Here is a 19,665-nt window from a genome sequence, read left to right as displayed (position 1 = left end):
GAGACGAACCGCACGCGCGCCGAAGTGGCCGCCGAAGCCGCCACCGTGGCCCAGACCCGCTCCATCGAGCCCGCAGGCTCGCGCGTGGTGACCTACAAGTCCACGGCCGACCGCGCTGCCGTGCGTGCCCAGGCTGCTGAAGCCGTGCGCACAGGCCAGATCTCCGCGGGCGAAATCGGCAACGCCATGTAATTGCCGTGCGGCGGGGCGGCCATGCCCCCGTTCCTTCCGCGCGGTGGTTGCCATGAAGGCATGAATGACAAACGGGCTCCTGCGGGAGCCCGTTTTGCCTGGAGAGACTGCCCGCGCCTCAGGGGGTCATCATGTCGTTGTCTGCACGTGCAGGCGGCTCGACTTGCAGCGGTGCAAGGCGTTGTAGTACTCCAGGCGGCGGCCGTTGGCGCCATAGGCGATGGACTCGATGCGCAGCAGCGGCTCGGGGCTTGCCAGCTGCAGCAGTTCGCAGGTCTCGGCGTCGGGCAGCACGGCGTCGATCCAGCGCTCGGCGCGCACCAGCCGCACCCCGTACTGGCGGCGCAACACGTCGTAGAGCGAGCGGTCGTCCAGGCGCATGCGGTGCAGGCCGGGCGCCAGGTCGGCGGGCACCACGGTTTCCACCAGCAGGCGCAGCTCGCCATCCACGCTGCGCAGCCGCTTCAAGGCCACCACCTGGGTGTCGTCCGTGAGGCCCAGCGCGCTGATCTCCTGCGGCGTGGGTGCGCGCAACTGCTGACCAAGGACCTGGGTGCGCACCGAACGGCCCTTGCGCTCCATCTCGTCGGAGAAGCCGAGCACGGTGGAAACGAAATCCTCGTCGCGCTCGCGCGCCGCGACAAACGCGCCGCGGCCCTTGATCTTGTAGATCAGGTTGTTGCGCACCAGGTCGGCCAGCGCCTCGCGCACCACGATGCGCGAGATGCCGAACTGCTCGCCCAGTTCGGCCTCGGAGGGCAGCTTGGCCCCGATGGCCAGTTCGCCCTGCAGTATCTGCAGGCGCAGGGCATCGCGGAACTGCGCCCACAGGGGCGATTCGGAGTTGCGGTCGAGCAGGGGCTGGAGTTCGGTCGGTGAATTCACGTCAGGACGGGCTCAGGGCCGGGTGGATGGTCAATGATGCATGGAAAGCCGGCGCTGCATCGGTGTGATCAGGGACTGCGGGAGCCAGGCGCACGCCATGGCGTTCGCGCAGTGCGGTGGTGCAATTGTGCAGTTCCTGCCGTTCGCGCCCCGCATCCCAGCCCAGCGCCCGTGCAGCGATGCCCGCCATCTCGGCCAGCGCCGCGTCCGTGACGAGGCCACGGATGGCCAGCAGCGTGCGCCGGATCACCAGGTCGTCGAGGTGGATCACGCCGGTGTCGGTGCACAGCCAGGCCACCTCCGCCGCCGAGTAATCGGGTGCATGCTGCAGCGGCAGGTCCCCCGCCACCTTGAAATGCGGGGCCATGCCCAGGGCCTGGGAGCCGTAGCGGCGCAGCAGTGCCTGGGCGCGGCCGCGCGCCAGGCCGGAATCCTGGACGATGCGGTCGATGAAGTGTTCGGTCGCCTGCTCGCCCTGGGGCATGTCGGTGCCGCCGCCAATGGGCAGCTGCCGGGTCGAGGCGGTGCGTGCCCGCCCCAGCAGGCGCAGCACCTCGTCGGTGGCCTCCTCGGCCAGCGCGCGAAAGGTGGTCCACTTGCCCCCCACCAGGCCCACGACCGGGATATCGCGCGACGGGGACGGTGCATCGATCACCACCGAATGGTCGCGCGAGATCTGCCCCGGCTTGTCGGCATCCGAGCGCGCCAGCGGCCGCACGCCCACATAGGTGTAGACCACGTTACCGCGGCCGAAGGAGAGGTTGGGGAACACCTCGCCCAGCACCTCCAGCAGGTAGTCCACCTCGGCAGGTTCGGTGGCGATCTGGTCGGGGTCGTCCACCGGAATGTCGGTGGAGCCCACCAGCACCCGGTCCAGGAAGGGGTAGACGATGCACACGCGCCCGTCCAGCGCCTCGAAATAGGCCATGCGCCCGCCCAGCGCGTCGCGCAGCAGGGGGTGGTCGAGCACCAGGTGCGAGCCCTTGGTGCCCATCACGCGCGGGCCGGGGCCGCCCAGTAGTTCGGTGCTGCGGTCCAGCCAGGCGCCGCTGGCATTGACCACCGTGTCGGCCGTCACCTGCACCACCTCGCCCGTGACTTCGTCGCGCAGCGTGAGGGTCTTGCCCGTGCAGCCCGTCACGCGGCAGTGGTTGACGGCCGCCGAGCGGGGCTGGTCGCGGCAGGCGTCGCGCACCAGCTCCAGCACCAGCCATTCGGGGTGGCTGATCCAGGCGTCGAAGAAGGTCGCCGTCCAGCGCACGGCCGCCCGGAACAGCAGGCGGTCGGCCGGCTGCACGCGGCTGATGCGATGGTTGGGCATCACGCGCTGGCGCCGGCCCAGCAGGTCGTACAGGCGCAGCCCGGTGGCCACGGCCAGCAGGCCGCGCGTGCGCTGGGGCGGCGTGCGGCCCAGGAACTTGAGCGCGCTGCTCATCAGCCCGCCGAAGAAGCTCGACAGCGGCACCACGGTCTTGAGCGGCTGCACCAGGTGCGGCGCGTTGCGCAGCAGCAGGTTGCGCTCGCGCGTGGCCTCGGCCACCAGCGAGAAGCTGCCGCTTTCCAGGTAGCGCAGGCCGCCGTGGATCATGCGCGAGGGCGCGCTGCTGGCACCCGCACTGAAGTCGCCCTTGTCCACGATGAGGCAGTCCACGCCCTGCAGCGAGAGGTCGCGGAACACGCCCACGCCGTTGATGCCGGCGCCCACGATCACGGTCGAAAAATGGTGCCCCGACACGGCGGCCGGGCGCACGAAAGGCAATGGTGCAGGCGTGCTCATGGCAAGGCCTCCACGCGCTGCGCGGGTGTGGGGGTGGGCGCAAGCGCTGGCAGCGGCGCAGCAATGCCCGGCGATGTGCCCGCCAGATGGCCGAATACAGGGGACATGGTGGCTATCAGTTCGTTGAAGTTGGCATTGAAGTCCGCATGGGCCCGCGCCTGGCTGGCGTCGGGTTCGACCGTGTCGCAGGGCGCGCGCAAGGGGTGGGTGTCGATGCCTTGCGACATCGCCGCGTAGATCGCCGCGCCGCGCGCGCCGGTCTCGTCGTCGGCGCAGCGCTCCACCGGGTGCCCGAGCAGGCCCGCGAGCAGGCGCACCAGGCGCGTGTCGCTGGCACCGCCACCGAGCACGGTGGAGGCCGACACCGGCAGCCCGCCGGCCGCCAGGCGCGCCGTATGGCGTGCATGCAGCGCCGCGACTGCATCGACCACGGCACGCGCCATGTCGCCGCGTGTGTGGTGGCTCTGAAGGCCGACAAAGCCGGCCGAGACGCCCGCACCGCCGTTCACGAAAGGCAGAAAGCGCAGTCCCCCGGCCCCGAACGGCACCGACATCGCCAGGTCGACCACGGCCCGCGCATCGGGCAGGCCAAGCACCCCGGCCAGCCAGGCGATATTGGCCATCGACGAGGGGCTGTTCTCCATGTACAGGCGCCGGTCGCCCGGCCCGAAATTCACGACAGCCACCACGTCGGGCCGGGGTTCCACCACCGGGCCGATGACGGCATTGACGCACCAGGTGCCCAGCACCGAGACGGCGCGGCCGCGCTCCTCGGCACGGATGGCGGTCATCGACGCCAGCAGGTCGATGGCGCCCATGGCCACCGGGATGCCCGCTGGCAGGCCGTGCGCCTCGGCCGCCGAAGTGTGCAGCGTGCCGATCACCTCGCCGCTGTCCACCAGCGGCCCGAAGGCCTTCGGTGAAAGATCGGCGACGCCCGAGGCCGCAAAGGCCAGCGGCGACCATGTGCCGGTGGCCACCGAGAGCAGGCCCGCCGTGCTGGCGTCGCTGGCGTCGGTGGCGATCTCGCCCGTGAGCAGAAAGCCCACGTAGTCCTTGGCGAACATGAGGCGTTGCAAGGCACCGCTGCGCACAGCGTCGCTGCCCAGCAACTCGGCCGCGATCACGGTGGGCTGGCCCGGCCAGGGCTGGCAGCCGACCTCGGCGCGCAGTTGCGGGCCATGGCTGCTTGCCAGGGACTCGGCCCGCGCGCCGGCGCGCTGGTCGGTCGAGGCCACGGCGCGGCCGCCGGCCAGTTCATTGCGGGCATCCAGCGCATACAGGCCCGCTCCATGCCCCGTGCAGCCGATGGCACGGACATCGGCCACGCGGTCGCCGAGCTGGTGCGCCACATCGCGCAGCACGGTGGACAGGGCCGAGCGGATCATGGATGCCCCCACTTCGCAGCCACCACCGGGCAGGCGGTCGTGCTGCAGGGGCATGCGGGACAGGGCGACGGTGCGGCCGCTCGCGGCCTCCAGGGCCAGGGCTTTGAGGCTGCTCGACCCGAGGTCGATGCCAATCAGTAGTTGGGTCTTCATGTCATAACAGCTTCCACCGAACCAGCCGGCATATCCAGTAGTGTTTCCCCTAACTATCTGGCGCTTCGATCCAAGATTACATTCTACCTGTCATAACAACTGTCGTGACACCAAGCACCCCATCACAGCCCTGGAGAAAGCAGCAATCACACGCTGCTCCGTTCAACAAGAGGAGACATCAATGAGGCGTAATTTCCTGAAGTCCGCAGCCGCCGCCGGTATCGGCCTGGCCGGCACCAGCGCGTTCGCGCAGCAACCTGCAGCAACCCCCGCCGCCGCGGGTGGCCTGCGCGGCAACCCCAGCGACGTCTACGTGATGAACGTGATGGTCTCGGGCGTGGAGTACTGGTTTCCGGTCTACGAGATGATGAAGCAGCTGGGCCGCACGCTGGGTGTCCGCACCCGCTACACCGGCACCCCCGAGTACGACGTGAACAAGCAGCTGGCCTCGTTCGAGCAGGAGCTGGCACGCAAGCCCGCCGGCATCCTGCTGCACCCCATGAACCCCGACCCGTTCATCGAGCCCATCAACCGCGCAGCAGCCATGGGCATCCCGGTCGTCACCTTCGCGGCCGACTCGCCCAACTCCAAGCGCACCTCGTTCATCACCTCGGACAATGACCGCGAAGGCGCGCAGGCCGCCGACGCGATCGCCGCATCGCTGGGCGGCAAGGGCGAGTTCGCCGTGCTGGAAAACCCCGGCCAGGACAACCACGACCGCCGCATCGCCGCCTTCATCAACCGCATGAAGACCAAGCACCCGGGCATGAAGCTGGTGGGCCGCGCCGCGAGCAACCAGGACCCGAACAAGGCCTACCAGGCCGTGCAGAGCCTGGCGCAGGCCAACCCCAACCTGGGCGCCCTGTTCATGCCCGAGGCCAACTCGGCGCTCGGTGCGGCCCAGGCCAAGGTGGAGACCAAGAAGAACATCAAGGTGATGTGCTGCGACGTGAACGCCAAGATCCTGGACATGATCAAGTCCGGCGACGTGTTCGGCGCCATCAACCCCAACCAGGGCATGCAGGGCTACATGGGCATGATGATGCTGTTCCTGGCCAAGAACCCCGGCCTCATCGACCCGATGAATGACGCCAAGCGCAACGGCACCAACCCCATGGCCGTGCCCTTCCTGGACAACGGCCTGGCCGTGGTCAGCAAGGCCAACGCCGACGACTTCTACTGGGACAAGTACCTCGCGCGCCGCGGCACCAAGGGCATCAGCGAGTGAGCACCACCACCATGGGCGCTCCCCTGCTCGCGCTGCGCGGCATCTGCAAGCGCTTCGGCGCTTCGCATGCGCTCTCGGGCGTGGACTTCTCGCTGCAGGCGGGCGAGATCCACGCCCTGTGCGGCGAGAACGGCGCGGGCAAGTCCACGCTGATGAACATCATCGATGGCATCCACCAGCCGGACGCAGGCGAGATCCTGCTGGACGGCCGCGTGGTGGCCATCGATGGTCCGGCCCAGGCCATGCGCCTGGGTATCGGCCTGGTGCACCAGGAGATCGCCCTGTGCGCCGACGCCACCGTGGCCGAGAACATCTTCATGCCCGAGATCAATGCCGGCCGGCAGGCATGGATGGACTACGCCGATCTCAACGCGCGCGCCGCCCAGGTGCTCCAGCGGCTGGGCCAGGACATCGACCCCGCCGCCTGCGTGGGGGACCTGCCCATCTCCAGCCAGCAACTGATCGAGATCGCCAAGGCGCTCACGCTTGACTGCAAGGTGCTGATCCTGGACGAACCGACCGCCGCGCTCACCGACAACGAGTCGGCGGCCCTGTTCCGCGTGCTGCACGACCTCCGGGACCAGGGCATAGCCATCATCTACATCAGCCACCGCATGGCCGAGATCTTTGCGCACTGCACGCGCGTGACGGTGCTGCGCGATGGCCGCAACGTGCACTCGGGCCCGCTGGCCGAGCTCGATGCCAACGGCCTGGTGAGGCGCATGGTCGGGCGCGACCTGGGCAACTACTACCCGCCCAAGCAGCAGGACGCAGACCACGGCGAGCACGTGCTCGAAGTGAGCGATCTGTCCGACGGCGAGCGCGTGCACGGCGTCTCGTTCACCGTGCGGCGCGGCGAGATCCTGGGCATCGCCGGGCTCATGGGCGCCGGCCGCAGCGAGCTGGCGCAGACCCTGTGCGGCCTGCGCCCCGCCACTGGCGGCAGCGTGCGCCTCAACGGCAAGCAGCTTGCCATCCGCAAGTACAGCGACGCGCTGCGCGAAGGCATCGCCTACCTCAGCGAGGACCGCAAGGCCGCAGGCGTGTACCTGGACCTGCCGATCGCGCAGAACATCGCCTCCATGGCGCTGGCGCGCGTGAGCTCGCGCCTGGGCCTGCTGCAGCGTGCGACCGAGCACCGGCTGGCGCAGGAGCTGGGCGCGCGCCTGAAGCTCAAGTCCGACGGCGTGCAGATCGAGGTGGCCAGCCTCTCGGGCGGCAACCAGCAGAAGGTGGCCATCGCCAAGCTGCTGGCCACCAACCCGTCGGTGCTGCTGATGGACGAGCCCACGCGCGGCGTGGACGTGGGCGCCAAGTCGGAGATCCACCACATCCTGCGCGACCTGGCCTGCCAGGGCGTGGGCGTGGTGGTGATCTCCTCGGAGCTGCCCGAGATCATCGGCCTGTGCGACCGGGCCCTGGTGATCCGCGACGGGCGCGTGGCGGGCGAGGTGCAAGGCAAGGACATGACGGAAGAGGCCCTGCTGCGGCTGGCCTCGGGACTGGAACGACAGCAAGAGGAAATCGCATGAATCACCCCGCACAATTGGACGCTGGCTCCGTCGCCGGCCTGCAGCCGCCGCGCGAGGCGCCCGGGGGGCCGGGCAAGCCCGGCGCCCCCAAGCTCACCAGCATGCGCGAGATGGGCCTTCTGGTCATCATCCTCGCGCTGTGCGTGGGCATGAGCTTCGCGTCGCCCTACTTCCTGACCTGGGACAACATCCGCGCCATGCTGCTGTCCTTCTCCATCGAAGGCATCGTGGTCGTGGGCATGACCATCCTGCTCATCGTGGGCGGCATCGACCTGTCGGTGGGCTCGGTGGTGTGCTTTGCGATGGTGGTCACGGGCAAGCTGTTCCTGATGGGGTTCGACCCCTGGACGGCCGGGCTCATCGCGATCGCCGCCAGCGCCCTCATCGGGGCCATGATCGGCGGCTGCGTGGTGCGCATCGGGCTCAACCACTTCATCGCCTCGCTGGCCTTCATGGTCATCGTGCGCGGCCTGTGCCTGGCGCTCACCCAGGGCACGCCCCAGTCGCTGTTCTCGCTGCCGGCCTCTTTCAAGTTCATCGGCCAGGGTACGCTGTTCGGCATCCCGGCGGTGATCCTGATCTTCCTTTTCATCGTGGTGGTCAGCGATTTCGTGCTGCGCCGCGCGAGCCTGATGCGCCGCGTGTTCTACACCGGCAGCAACGAGAAGGCGGCGCTGTACTCGGGCATCCGCGTGGGCCACGTGAAGTTCTGGGTGACGGTGCTGTGCGCCGCATCCGCCGGCCTGGCCGGGGTGATCTACACCGCGCGCTTCGGCGCGGCCACGCCCACCTTCGGCGTGGGCATGGAGCTCAACGTGATCGCAGCGGCCGTGATCGGCGGCGCCAGCCTGAAGGGCGGCTCGGGCACGGTGCTCGGTGCCGTGCTGGGCCTGGCCCTGCTCTCGGTGGTGACCAGCTCGCTGATCCTGCTGGACGTATCGCCTTACTGGCAGGACGTGATCAAGGGCCTGATCCTGCTGGCCGCCGTGACCATCGACCACCTCATGAACACCCGAAAGACCCAACGATGAATGCCGTGATGATGAACGCAGCGATGAAGACCACCACCCTGGGCCCGTCGGGCATCCAGTGCTCGGCCATCGGCCTCGGTACCTGGGCCATGGGCGGATGGATGTGGGGCGGCCAGGACAGTGCCGCCGCCACCGACGCCATAGCCGCCTCGCTCGACGCCGGGGTGACGCTGATCGACACCGCGCCGGCCTATGGCCTGGGCGCCTCCGAAAACATCGTTGGCGCCGCCCTCAAGGGCCGCCGCCATGAGGCGGTGATCGCCACCAAGTGCGGCCTGGTGTGGCACACGCAAAAGGGCACGCACTTCTTCGACGAAGACGGCCACCCCGTGTACCGCCACCTGGGCCGCGAATCGATCTTCCACGAGGCCGAGGAGAGCTTGAAACGCCTGCAGACCGACTACATCGACCTGTACATCACCCACTGGCAGGACGCCACCACGCCGGTCGAGGAGACCATGGACGCCCTGCTCACGCTCAAGCAGCAGGGCAAGATCCGCGCCATCGGTGTGAGCAACGCGAGCCCCGAGACGCTGGCCGAGTACCTGCAGTACGGCCCCGTGGACGCGGCGCAGGAGCGCTACAGCCTGATCGACCGCGAGATCGAGCAGACGCTGCTGCCCCTGTGCAGCCGCCATAACGTGGCCATGCTGGGCTACTCCTCGCTGGCGCTGGGCCTGCTCGCCGGCCCTATCGACCCGGCGCGCGAATTCACGGGCGACGACCAGCGCGCGAGCAACCCGCGTTTCAGCGCGGCCAACCGCGCCAGGCTCAAGGCCTTCTTCGACGAACTCGAACCGGTGCGCCGGCCACTGGGCTGCTCCTTCGGTCAGCTGATGATCGCCTGGACGCTGGCCAGCGGCAATGTATCGGTGGCGCTGTGCGGGGCACGCACGCGGGCACAGGCCACCGAGAACGCCACCGCCGGCGCGCTGGACCTGCCCGAGGAGGCCGTGTTGCGCATCGACACGGCCGCCGCCCGGCACCTGAAGGCGCTGGCCTGACGAACCTCTTCCCCCTTTTTCTTACTCCCACCAACCAAGGACCTCTTCGTATGTCGAAGGACAAGACCGCACGCCTGAACCGCCTGCTGACCCACGGGCGCTGCCTGGACATCGCCCTGGACCACGGCGTGTGCAACGAACCCTCGTTCCTCAACGGGCTGGAGGACATGCCCGGCGTGATGGACAAGCTCGTGGCCGCCGCGCCCGACGCCATCCAGCTCAACTACGGCCAGGCCGACCTGCTGCAGGACCGCCCGGGCCGCAGCAAGCCGGCGCTGGTGATGCGCATCGACATGGGCAACCCCTACAACGCCACGGCCCACCGCGTGATGTGGGCCGTGCTGCAGAACGAGCACGACCCGGTGCTGCCGGCCGTGCAGCGCGATGCCGCCTGCGTGGTGGTCAACCTGTTCATGCTGCCCAATGAACCCGACCTGTTTCGCCAGTGCGTGCAGAACATCGCGCGCGTGCGCGCCGACTGCGACCGCTACGGCATGCCGCTGATGATCGAGCCGCTGGTGATGCGCCCGCACAGCGAGCAAGGCGGCTACATGGTCGATGGCGACGCCGAGAAGATCGTGACTCTGGTGCGCCTGGCACGCGAGATGGGCGCCGACATCGTGAAGGCCGACCCCACCACCGACCCCGCCGAATTCCACCGCGTGGTGCAGGCAGCGCGCTGCCCGGTGCTGGTGCGCGGCGGCGGCCGCGAAGACCTGCAGCAGGTGTTCGCGCGCTCGCGCGTGCTGCTGGACCAGGGGGCCGTGGGCATGGTCTATGGCCGGAACGTGTACCAGCACGCCAACCCGTCGGCGGTGGTCAACGCACTGATGGCGATGATCCACCGCGGCGCGAGCGCATCCGAGGCCTGGGAGCTCTACACAGCGGCATGAGATGAATCCCTGAAACCGGAGGGCCTGTGGTCGCCAGACGCCCACAGGCCCTTTTTTGTTGCCCCGGCGCAGGACGCGGCGTGTGCCGCCATGCGCCCATCAACTGTTGCCAAAACTGGAACAGTTAGTTCGCGACCAGATGGTTTTTCTTTGGATACCCCAGGCGTACAGTTCAACCCATCGATGAGCCGAACCCGCAAGGCGACTCACCGAACCCGGTTCAGAAATGGTTTTTGTCCCGGCTTTTTTGAGACGCTTTTTTAACTTCAAGGATTTTCATCATGAACAAGACCGCCCGCTTCCTCTCCATCGCCGCCGTGGCTGCTTTCGCTTCTTTCGGTGCCCAGGCCGACGAGGCCGATGCCTCGCAGTTCGCCACGAAGTTCGAGACGAACCGCACGCGCGCCGAAGTGGCCGCCGAAGCCGCCACCGTGGCACAGACCCGCTCCATCGAGCCCGCAGGTTCGCGCGTGGTGACCTACCAATCCACGGCCGACCGCGCCGCCGTGCGTGCCCAGGCTGCTGAAGCCGTGCGCACCGGCCAGATCCCCGCTGGTGAAATCGGCGCGATGTAAAAGGCCACCGCCATGCGGTGCAGGCGCACCGCAGCCGCCACGCAAAAGGCCGGAGCCCCGTGAAGGGCTCCGGCCTTTTTGTCTTGCATGCCTGAAGGGTCAACCCGCCGCCGCATGCGGCGGTGCATGAAGCAACGCCTTACGGCAGCAGCGTCACGCCCGTCTTGCCCTGCAGGGCTTCGAAGGTGACGCCGGGTGCCAGTTCAATGACTTTGAGGCCTTCGGGCGTCACGTCCAGCACGGCCAGGTCGGTGATGATGCGGTCGACCACGCCCACGCCCGTCAGGGGCAGCGTGCACTGGGGCAGGATTTTGAGGTCTTCCGTACCGTCCTTCTTCTTGGCCACATGCTCCATGAGCACGATCACGCGCTTGACGCCAGCCACCAGGTCCATGGCGCCGCCCATGCCCTTGACCATCTTGCCAGGGATCATCCAGTTGGCCAGGTCGCCCTTCTCGCTGACCTGCATGGCACCCAGGATGGACAGGTTGATCTTGCCGCCGCGGATCATGGCGAACGACTGGTCGCTGCCAAAGATCGACGAGCCCTTGATCGTGGTGACGGTCTGCTTGCCGGCATTGATGAGGTCGGGGTCCACCTTGTCGTCGGTAGGGAAAGGGCCGATGCCCAGCATGCCGTTCTCGGACTGCAGCCACACTTCCTTGTCGCCCGTGAAATTGGCCACCAGCGTGGGGATGCCGATCCCCAGGTTCACATAGAAGCCGTCTTCGAGTTCTTGCGCCGCGCGTGCGGCCATCTGGTCTTGGGTCCACGGCATGGTCAGGCTCCTGCTTTCTCGGTGATGGTGCGTTTTTCGATGCGCTTTTCAGGGTTGGCGTTGAGCACGATCCGGTGCACGTAGATGCCGGGCAGATGGACGTCATCGGGCGCGAGCTCGCCCGTTTCCACGATGCGCTCCACCTCCACGATGCAGACCTTGCCGGCCGTGGCCGCGGCGGGATTGAAGTTGCGCGCGGTGAGGTTGAAGCGCAGGTTGCCGGACTTGTCCGCCACATCCGCCTTGATGAGCGACACCTCGGGTACCAGGGAGCGCTCCATCACATAGGTTTCGCCGTCGAACTCGCGCAGCTCCTTGCCGTCCGCAACGATGGTGCCCACGCCGGTCTTGGTGAAGAAGGCCGGAATGCCCGCGCCGCCGGCGCGCAGCTTCTCGGCCAGCGTGCCCTGGGGCGTGAACTCCAGTTCCAGTTCGCCCGCGAGGTACTGGCGTTCGAACTCCTTGTTCTCGCCCACGTACGAAGAGATCATTTTCTTGATCTGGCGGGTCTCGAGCAGCTTGCCCAGGCCAAAGCCGTCGACGCCCGCATTGTTGGAGATCACGGTGAGATTCTTGGCACCCGAATCGCGCAGCGCATCGATCAGCGCCTCCGGAATGCCACACAACCCGAAACCGCCCACAGCCATGAGCTGGCCGTCTGCAACCACACCCCGGAGGGCCTCGGCCGCGGAGGGGAATATCTTGTTCACCACGATCTCCTTGTGAATTTTGGATGCGCTACGATACTACGTACCCGAATAAGTAGTATCCCCTAAAGATTTGCACTATGGACGTTGATTACCGGCTCGCTTTCGACATGGCTCCCGTGGGCCTGGTGCTGTCACGCAACCGCACCATGGTCGATTGCAATCGGCAGGTCTGCGAGATGTTCGGCGCCTCGCGCGAGGTGCTGATCGGCCAGTCCTTCCAGGTACTTTATCCGAGCGCCGACGAGTATGAGCGCCTGGGCGCCCACATGGAGCCCATCCTGAACGCCAAGGGCCACTACGCCGACAACCGCATCATGAAGCGCGCCAACGGCGAGGTCTTCTGGTGCCATGTGTCGGGGCGCGCGCTCAATCGCAATGCACCGCATGAATCGGGCATCTGGAGCTTCGAGGACCTGAGTTCCCAGCGCCCCGTGAAAGCGGAGCTGACAGGCCGCGAACGCGAAGTGGCGGCACGCCTGCTGGAAGGCCTGACCTCCAAGGAGATCGGCCGCACGCTGGAGATCAGCCACCGCACGGTGGAGATCTACCGCGCCCGCCTCATGCGCAAGTACAACGCGTCGACCGCAGCCGATCTCGTGCACAAGCTCCTGGCGGGCTGAAGCCTTATTTTTTCGGCCCGTCGATCACGTCGGCGGCCGTGCGGAAAGCCTCCACGGCGGTGGGCAGTCCGCAGTAGATGCTGGCATGCAGCAGCACCTCCTGGATCTCGGCCGCCGTGGCGCCGTTGTTGAGTGCACCGCGCACATGGCCCTTGAGCTCGTGCTGCTTGCCCAGCGCGGTGAGGAACGCCACGGTGATCAGGCTGCGCGTCTTCATGTCCAGCCCCGGGCGCTGCCAGACATCGCCCCAGGCATTGCGGGTGATGAACTCCTGGATCGGCTGGGTGAACTCCGTGGCATTGCCAAAGGCATTGGCCACGAAGTCCTCGCCCATGACCTGCTTGCGCGTGGCCAGGCCTTTGTCGAAATCCTTGGAGGATGGGGGTTGCGTCATGCGGGCTCTCCGGTTCGGTTTTGGGGCCGCCATGGTAGCCGCCCTGCCCGCCCGAAAAGCACAACGCCACCAGCCCTTCCCCAAGGAGGCCAGGCCGGTGGCGTCGTCAGTCCGGGGGGCTCAGGCCTGTGCTGGATGTGCCGCGGGCGCGAGATCAAAGCGGTCCAGGTTCATGACCTTGGTCCATGCCTTCACGAAGTCCTGCACGAACACCGCCTGCGCATCGCTGCTGCCATACACCTCGGCCAGCGCGCGCAGCTGCGAGTTGGAGCCGAACACGAGGTCGGCCACCGTGCCCGTCCACTTCGGAGCGCCACTCGCACGGTCCACGCCCTCCAGCACGCCGGCCTCGGAGGCCGATTTCTGCCACCGGGTGCGCATGTCCAGCAGGTTCACGAAGAAGTCGTTCGTGAGCACACCGGGACGCTGCGTGAACACGCCGTGCCGGCCCTGCCCTGCATTGGCGCCCAGGGCGCGCAGGCCGCCCACCAGCACGGTCATCTCGGGGCCGGTCAGCGTGAGCTGGTTGGCGCGGTCGATCAGCAGCTCGGCCACCGCGCCTTCGAGGCCGGGGCGCACATAGTTGCGAAAGCCATCGGCCAGCGGCTCCATGACCTCGAACGAAGGCACATCGGTCTGCTCCTGTGAGGCGTCCATGCGGCCTGGCGCGAAAGGCACGCCCACTTCCTGGCCTGCGCTGCGGGCGGCCGACTCGATGGCCGCAGCACCGCCCAGCACGATCAGGTCGGCCAGCGAGACCTTCTTGCCGCCGCTCTGCGCGGCATTGAAGTCCTGCTGGATCGCTTCGAGCTGGCCCAGCACCTTGGCCAGTTGCGCAGGCTGGTTCACTTCCCAGTCCTTCTGCGGTGCCAGGCGCACACGGGCACCGTTGGCACCGCCGCGCTTGTCGCCGCCGCGGTAGGTGGAGGCCGAGGCCCAGGCGGTGGACACCAGCTCGGGCACCGTGAGGCCCGACGCCAGGATCTTGGCCTTGAGCACCATCACGTCCTGGTCGTCCACCAGGGCATGGTCCACCTCGGGAATCGGGTCCTGCCAGATCAGCACTTCGGCCGGTACCTCAGGGCCCAGGTAGCGCACGCGCGGACCCATGTCACGGTGCGTGAGCTTGAACCAGGCGCGCGCAAACGCGTCGGCGAACTGCTCGGGGTGCGCGAGGAAGCGGCGCGAGATCTTCTCGTAGGCCGGATCGAAGCGCAGCGACAGGTCGGTGGTGAGCATGGTGGGCACGCGCTTCTTCGAGGGATCGTGCGCATCGGGAATCGTCGCCTCGGCGCCCTTGGCCGTCCACTGGTGCGCACCAGCCGGGCTCTTGGTCAGTTCCCACTCGAAGCCGAACAGGTTCTCGAAGAAGTTGTTGCTCCATTGCGTGGGCGTGGTGGTCCACGTCACTTCCAGGCCGCTGGTGATGGCGTCGCCGCCAAAGCCGCTGCCGTGCTTGCTGATCCAGCCGAAGCCCTGGTCCTCGATGCCGCCGCCTTCGGGCTCCTTGCCCACCAGGGCCGCGTCGCCCGCGCCGTGGGTCTTGCCGAAGGTGTGGCCGCCGGCGATCAGCGCCACGGTCTCTTCATCGTCCATGGCCATGCGGGCAAAGGTGTCGCGGATGTCGCGCGCCGCCGCGATCGGGTCGGGGTTGCCGTTGGGACCCTCGGGGTTCACATAGATCAGGCCCATCTGCACGGCGGCCAGGGGCTTGGCCAGGTCGCGCTCGCCGCTGTAGCGCTTGTCGCCGCCCAGCCAGGTGGTCTCTGCGCCCCAGTAGACGTTTTCATCGGGTTCCCACACGTCGGGGCGGCCGCCGCCGAAGCCGAAGGTCTTGAAGCCCATGGACTCGAGCGCCACATTGCCGGTGAGGATCATCAGGTCGGCCCAGGAGATCTTGCGGCCATACTTCTGCTTGATGGGCCACAGGAGGCGCCGCGCCTTGTCCAGGTTGGCGTTGTCGGGCCAGCTGTTGAGCGGCGCAAAACGCTGCTGCCCGGCCCCCGCGCCACCGCGGCCGTCGGCCAGGCGGTAGGTGCCGGCGCTGTGCCAGGCCATGCGGATGAACAGCGGGCCATAGTGGCCGAAGTCGGCCGGCCACCAGTCCTGCGAGTCGGTCATCAGCGCGTGCAGGTCGGCCTTCACGGCGGCCAGGTCCAGGCTCTTGAATTCTTCGGCGTAGTTGAAGCCGTCGCCCATGGGGTCGACGAGCGGAGAGCTCTGGTTGAGCGGGCGCAGGTTGAGCTGGTTGGGCCACCAGTCCGCGTTGCCACGGCCCTTGGGCGCGGCGGTCTTACCGTGGTCGAAAGGGCATTGGGCTTCTGTCGTCATGGGTCTCTCCTTGTGTAAGCGGTTCAGGCACTTGGCGAGACCAATGGTAGGAAGCAATCCATGACACGTAAATTGAATCGATTGAATTCGATTGATAGTCAATATTTATCAAACCACAAAGGCCGGTAGCTTCACGAGCTTGGATGGGTAGTCGCCAGCTGCGCAAGGCACGCTGCAGGCGCTATCAATAGCGTAGCTTCCAGCGCCTTGCAGGTAAGCGCTAGAGGCCATTTTTGCTTGAAAATTGTGCTCACGAGCATGTCCCCCGCCCTGGCTACGCGGCTGGGGCGGCTGCCGCCTCACGGGCCAGCACGGCGAGCAGGTTCTGGGCCGCGCCCACGCCCATGTTCACGTAGGCGTCGCTCGTCACGCCGCCGATGTGCGGGCTGAGGATGAAATTCTTCTCGCCCTGGAACGGGTGGCCGGCCACCATGGGCTCCACTGCAAAACTGTCCAGGCCCGCCGCCATCACCTGGCCCGAGCGCACGGCCGCCAGCAGCGCGGCTTCGTCGATGAGGCCGCCGCGGGCGGTGTTCACCACGATGACGCCGCGCTTGCACTGTGAGAGCGTGGCGGCGTTCAGCATGCCGCGGTTCTCGTCGGTCAGCGGGCAGTGCAGGGACACGGCATCGGCCTCGCGCCAGATCGTTTCGAGCGGAACGCTCTGCACGTAGCCGGGCAGGTTCTTGGCGAACGGGTCGAAACCGATCACGCGCATGCCCAGGGCGTCGGCCATCTTGGCAAAGCGCAGGCCAATGGCGCCCAGGCCCACCAGGCCCACGGTGCGACCGCCCAGTTCCAGGCTCTTGTGCGTGGCCTTGTCCCAGTGACCGGCGTGCATGCGTGCATCCAGCTGCACCACCGACTTGGCACAGGCCAGCAGCAGCGCAAGCGCCTGCTCGGCCACGGCCGCGGCATTGGCGCCCACGGCAGCCACCACCTCGATGCCGCGCGCCTGGGCCGCCACCTTGTCGATGGTGTCGGTGCCGCTGCCGTGTTTGGAGATCACCTTGAGCGAAGGCGCCGCGTCCATCACGGCCGGGCCCACCTTGCCGTAGCGCACGATGATGGCCACGGGGTCGTGTTGCTTGGCCAGGGCGACCATGTCGTCTTCGGTCGGCGTCTTGCCAGCGTAGATGACTTCGTAGCCGGTGAGCAGGCCGAGCGCCTGCTGCGCCAGGTCGGCGCCCGTGACGATGATGGTGGGGTTGGTGCTCACAGCGACTCCCCTTCCTGGAGGACACCTGCCGCACGCAGCGCGGCGGGCAGCCACTTGGAGGCCGTGTCGCCCCGGGCGATGGCGTCGATGCGGGCGGCCTCGTCGGCCACCTTCTTGTCGGCCAGGGCCATCATGCCGGGGGCCTTGGCGCGCTCGATCACGACCACGCCGTCGGCATCGCCCACCACCAGGTCGCCGGGGTTCACCGTGGCGCCGCCGGCGGAGATGGGGTGGTTGATGCGGCCGGGCACGTACTTGGTGGGCCCGGCGGGGTTGAAGCCCGCGCTGAACACGGGGAAGTCCAGTTCCAGGATCTCGAGCTTGTCGCGGATGGCCGCGTCCACGATCACGCCGGCCAGGCCGCGCTTCTTGCAGGCGCTGAGCATCAGCGTGCCCATGAGGGCGGCGGTCAGGTCGCCCTTGCCGTCGATCACCAGCACGTCGCCCGGCTGGGCCAGCGCGATGGCGGCGTGGATCATGAGGTTGTCGCCGGGGCGCACTTCCACGGTGAAGGCCGGGCCGGCCACCTTCATGCCCTGGTGCACCGGGGCCACGCGGCCATGCATCGTGCCGCGGCGGCCCGCCACGTCGGCCAGGATGGCGGCCTGGAAGGTCGCGGCTTTGTGCACGACCTCGGCGCTCACGCGGTCGATGTCACGAATGATGTCGGGGGGTTGGCTCATGGTGAATTCCTTGTAGAGAGCACGAAAAACGGTGGGGCCTGCGCGGCTGCGGCGGTGGCACGGTGTCAGCTGCGCAATGCCCATGCCGCAGCGCGACCGCGGACGTGGAGCGGCTGCAGGCAATGCGGTTGGAAAAAGATGGACGGGCGACGTGTGGGGCCCGGGCGTGGGGCGCGCTTGGCATTTCAACGGATCGCTGGGCGGGGAGCCGCAGGCAGTGCGGTACACGGCAAGGCTCCCCAAGGAGACAGGCCTGTTGAAGGCAAAGCCGTATCAGTCCAGGCTGGCGCCCGAGTCCTTGACGATCTTGCCCCAGCGCGGCACTTCGGTGCGCAGCAGCTGGCCGAACTGATCGGCCGAGCCGCCCAAGATATCGCCGCCTTCGGAGCGCAGCTTCTCGGCCACTTCAGCGTGCTGCAGTGCCTGGTTGATGGCCTTGTTCAGCTGCGCCACGATGGGTGCGGGCGTGCCGGCGGGCGCCAGGATGCCGAACCAGGTCACGGCCTCGAAGCCCTTGTAGCCGGACTCGGCCAGCGTGGGCACATCCGGCAATTGCGACGAGCGCTTGGCCGACGTGATGGCCAGCACCTTGAGCTTGCCGTTGCGCACCTGGCCCAGCAGCGTGGGCACGGACGACATGTACAGATCGATCTGCCCGCCCATCAGGTCGGTCATGGCCTGGGCCGCGCCCTTGTAGGGGATGTGGCGCAGCTTGATGCCCGCCGCGTTCTCGGCCAGCTCGCCGGCCAGGTGGGCCACCGTGCCGTTGCCCGAGTAGCCCAGCGTGAGTGCGTCAGGCTTGCCCTTGGATGCGGCCACCACGTCGGCAAACGTCTTGTAGGGCGAATTGGCCGGCGCGGCGATCACGATGGGCGACGACGACACCAGCGCCACGGGCACCAGGTCCTTGATGGGGTCGTAGGGCAGCTTGGGGTACAGCGTGGGGTTGATCGCCAGGTTGCTGGTCTGGCCCATGACCAGCGTGTAGCCATCGGGGGCCGACTTGGCCGCGGCGTCCACGCCCAGGTTGCCGCCCGCGCCGGGGCGGTTGTCCACGATCACGTTCCACTTGTTCTGGTCCGTGAGCTTTTGCGCCACGGTGCGCGCGATCATGTCGGTGCCGCCGCCGGGCGGGAACGGCACGATCAGGCGGATGGGCTTGTTCGGGTAGGCGGCCTGCGCCAGGGCTGCGCCTGCGGGTGCGGCCAGGGCGGCAAGGCCCAGCACCGCGTGGCACAGGTGCGCGCCGACGGCACGCGAAAGCGATGAAAAAGCTGGCATGGATTTGTCTCCGTTTATGGTGGTGCTTCACGCCGGTCCGCAGAACCTGCGAGGGCCCGGCGCCGTGGCCGCGACTTTACGCAGACGTTTCAACCCATACAATGCAGTTGCATACAGTGAAACGAATGGCACCATGAGCAACAGCCCCCGCCAGCCCGCACACCCTCCGCTGCCCCGCGCGCCCCAGCCTGCCGCACCGGCCTCCGCAGGCGAGGCCGAGCCCTCCGGGGGCGTCATCGCCGTCACCCGGGCCCTGCAGGTGCTGGAGGCCTTTGCCCTGGGCGAGTCCAGCCTGCCGCTGGCCGAACTGAGCCGCCGCTGCGGCCTGCACAAGACCACAGTGCTGCGCCTGGCGCGCACGCTGGCGCAGTCGGGCTTCATGGTGCAGCGCGAGGACGGCGACTGGCGCCTGGGCCCGGCCGCGGGCTGGCTGGGCGCGCGCTACCAGGCGGGCTTCGATGTGCAGAACGTGCTGGAGCCCGCGCTGCGCGAACTGACCCACGCCACGGGCGAAAGCGCGGCTTTCTACGTGCGCGAGGGGAACGTGCGGACCTGCCTGGTGCGCGTGGAGGGCCCCCAGGCGCTGCGCCACCACGCCCGCATGGGCGAAGGCCTGCCGCTCGACAAGGGCTCGCCGGGCCGCGTGATCCTGGCGTTCTCGGGCGAGCCGGGCAAGGCGTACGAAGACATCCGCAGGAAGGGCTACCACTGGTCCATCGGCGAACGCGAGCAAGGCGTGGCCACGGTGTCGGCGCCGGTGTTCGGCATGCACTGGCGCCTGATGGGCTCGGTGTGCATCTCCGGCCCCGCATCGCGCCTGCCGGCCGAAAAGCTCGAAGCCCTGGCCCAGACGGTGATCGGCGCCGCGACGCAGCTGTCGTATGCGCTGGCGGGCAACACGGCAGCGCCCGCGCAAAGCCCCGTGCGCGCCACGCAGTGGCATCCCTGAATCCCGGATACTGATGCCTGCCACCTACTGAAAAATCGACAA

The 19,665-nt window shown here is 67.9% G+C and carries 18 protein-coding genes and 1 pseudogene; 9 read left to right on the top strand and 10 right to left on the bottom strand.

Going from position 1 to position 19,665, the window contains the following annotated elements; translation table 11 throughout:
• Positions 1 to 192 (top strand): annotated as a pseudogene (locus AC1RVY_RS26300) (DUF4148 domain-containing protein); the annotation flags it as partial.
• 129 nt (positions 193 to 321) lie between these two features.
• On the opposite strand, the gene AC1RVY_RS26295 reads toward AC1RVY_RS26300, so the two are convergent.
• The 3 genes from AC1RVY_RS26295 to AC1RVY_RS26285 are packed head-to-tail and all read right to left on the bottom strand — an operon-like array spanning position 322 to position 4,395.
• On the bottom strand, positions 322 to 1,077 hold the full coding sequence (locus AC1RVY_RS26295) for a GntR family transcriptional regulator (protein WP_218295192.1): 756 nt from the start codon (positions 1,075 to 1,077) through the stop codon (positions 322 to 324).
• A gap of 1 nt (position 1,078) precedes the next feature.
• On the bottom strand, positions 1,079 to 2,854 hold the full coding sequence (locus tag AC1RVY_RS26290; RefSeq protein ID WP_492809066.1) for a glycerol-3-phosphate dehydrogenase/oxidase: 1,776 nt from the start codon (positions 2,852 to 2,854) through the stop codon (positions 1,079 to 1,081).
• Entirely contained in the window at positions 2,851 to 4,395 is a 1,545-nt protein-coding gene (locus AC1RVY_RS26285) for an FGGY family carbohydrate kinase (RefSeq protein ID WP_492255286.1), read from the bottom strand. The genes AC1RVY_RS26290 and AC1RVY_RS26285 overlap by 4 nt, the downstream gene beginning before the upstream one ends.
• A 181-nt stretch (positions 4,396 to 4,576) precedes the next feature.
• Here AC1RVY_RS26285 and AC1RVY_RS26280 point away from each other — a divergent pair, with 181 nt between their 5' ends.
• The 6 genes from AC1RVY_RS26280 (at position 4,577) to AC1RVY_RS26255 (ending at position 10,658) form a co-directional block, all read left to right on the top strand.
• Positions 4,577 to 5,623, top strand: coding sequence for a substrate-binding domain-containing protein (locus AC1RVY_RS26280; protein ID WP_218295194.1), 1,047 nt, complete (start codon positions 4,577 to 4,579; stop codon positions 5,621 to 5,623).
• An 11-nt stretch (positions 5,624 to 5,634) separates the two neighbouring features.
• Positions 5,635 to 7,155, top strand: coding sequence for a sugar ABC transporter ATP-binding protein (locus AC1RVY_RS26275; protein ID WP_492809075.1), 1,521 nt, complete (start codon positions 5,635 to 5,637; stop codon positions 7,153 to 7,155).
• The gene (locus AC1RVY_RS26270) at positions 7,152 to 8,186 is read left to right on the top strand and encodes an ABC transporter permease (RefSeq protein ID WP_218295195.1); all 1,035 of its coding nucleotides are present in this window, start codon (positions 7,152 to 7,154) and stop codon (positions 8,184 to 8,186) included. The genes AC1RVY_RS26275 and AC1RVY_RS26270 overlap by 4 nt, the downstream gene beginning before the upstream one ends.
• On the top strand, positions 8,183 to 9,190 hold the full coding sequence (locus AC1RVY_RS26265) for an aldo/keto reductase (protein ID WP_218295196.1): 1,008 nt from the start codon (positions 8,183 to 8,185) through the stop codon (positions 9,188 to 9,190). Before AC1RVY_RS26270 ends, AC1RVY_RS26265 begins: the two co-directional genes overlap by 4 nt.
• Positions 9,191 to 9,240: 50 nt before the next feature.
• Entirely contained in the window at positions 9,241 to 10,083 is an 843-nt protein-coding gene (locus tag AC1RVY_RS26260) for a class I fructose-bisphosphate aldolase (protein ID WP_218295197.1), read from the top strand.
• Between the two features lie 281 nt (positions 10,084 to 10,364).
• Positions 10,365 to 10,658 carry a DUF4148 domain-containing protein gene (locus tag AC1RVY_RS26255; protein ID WP_218338710.1) on the top strand — a complete coding sequence of 98 codons (294 nt, stop codon included), beginning with the start codon at positions 10,365 to 10,367 and terminating at the stop codon, positions 10,656 to 10,658.
• A 139-nt stretch (positions 10,659 to 10,797) separates the two neighbouring features.
• Here the strand turns inward: AC1RVY_RS26255 and AC1RVY_RS26250 are convergent, their stop codons facing one another.
• On the bottom strand, positions 10,798 to 11,436 hold the full coding sequence (locus tag AC1RVY_RS26250; protein WP_492244832.1) for a 3-oxoacid CoA-transferase subunit B: 639 nt from the start codon (positions 11,434 to 11,436) through the stop codon (positions 10,798 to 10,800).
• A 2-nt stretch (positions 11,437 to 11,438) separates the two neighbouring features.
• Entirely contained in the window at positions 11,439 to 12,146 is a 708-nt protein-coding gene (locus tag AC1RVY_RS26245; RefSeq protein WP_218295200.1) for a CoA transferase subunit A, read from the bottom strand.
• A 77-nt stretch (positions 12,147 to 12,223) separates the two neighbouring features.
• Between AC1RVY_RS26245 and AC1RVY_RS26240 the strand changes: the two genes are divergently transcribed.
• Positions 12,224 to 12,766, top strand: a complete 543-nt coding sequence (locus tag AC1RVY_RS26240; RefSeq protein WP_218295201.1) for a PAS and helix-turn-helix domain-containing protein — start codon at positions 12,224 to 12,226, stop codon at positions 12,764 to 12,766.
• Positions 12,767 to 12,770: 4 nt separating this feature from the next.
• Here AC1RVY_RS26240 and AC1RVY_RS26235 read toward each other — a convergent pair whose 3' ends face one another.
• The 5 genes from AC1RVY_RS26235 to AC1RVY_RS26215 all read right to left on the bottom strand — a co-directional run bounded on the left by AC1RVY_RS26235 (position 12,771) and on the right by AC1RVY_RS26215 (position 18,674).
• Positions 12,771 to 13,160, bottom strand: coding sequence for a carboxymuconolactone decarboxylase family protein (locus tag AC1RVY_RS26235; RefSeq protein ID WP_218295202.1), 390 nt, complete (start codon positions 13,158 to 13,160; stop codon positions 12,771 to 12,773).
• A 120-nt stretch (positions 13,161 to 13,280) separates the two neighbouring features.
• Positions 13,281 to 15,491: a catalase/peroxidase HPI gene (katG, locus tag AC1RVY_RS26230; RefSeq protein WP_492809061.1), complete on the bottom strand. Its 2,211-nt coding sequence runs from the start codon at positions 15,489 to 15,491 to the stop codon at positions 13,281 to 13,283.
• A gap of 274 nt (positions 15,492 to 15,765) precedes the next feature.
• Positions 15,766 to 16,710, bottom strand: a complete 945-nt coding sequence (locus AC1RVY_RS26225) for an NAD(P)-dependent oxidoreductase (RefSeq protein WP_492809059.1) — start codon at positions 16,708 to 16,710, stop codon at positions 15,766 to 15,768.
• Positions 16,707 to 17,393, bottom strand: coding sequence for an RraA family protein (locus AC1RVY_RS26220; RefSeq protein ID WP_492244835.1), 687 nt, complete (start codon positions 17,391 to 17,393; stop codon positions 16,707 to 16,709). The genes AC1RVY_RS26225 and AC1RVY_RS26220 overlap by 4 nt, the downstream gene beginning before the upstream one ends.
• A gap of 273 nt (positions 17,394 to 17,666) precedes the next feature.
• Positions 17,667 to 18,674 carry a Bug family tripartite tricarboxylate transporter substrate binding protein gene (locus AC1RVY_RS26215; RefSeq protein WP_492809056.1) on the bottom strand — a complete coding sequence of 336 codons (1,008 nt, stop codon included), beginning with the start codon at positions 18,672 to 18,674 and terminating at the stop codon, positions 17,667 to 17,669.
• A 133-nt stretch (positions 18,675 to 18,807) separates the two neighbouring features.
• Here AC1RVY_RS26215 and AC1RVY_RS26210 point away from each other — a divergent pair, with 133 nt between their 5' ends.
• Positions 18,808 to 19,623, top strand: coding sequence for an IclR family transcriptional regulator (locus AC1RVY_RS26210; RefSeq protein WP_255594671.1), 816 nt, complete (start codon positions 18,808 to 18,810; stop codon positions 19,621 to 19,623).
• Positions 19,624 to 19,665 lie beyond the last annotated feature (42 nt).

Source organism: Acidovorax sp. GW821-FHT11A03, from assembly GCF_058809075.1.
Note: the sequence above shows the minus strand (reverse complement) of the source record. Positions and strands in the feature narration are given on the sequence as shown.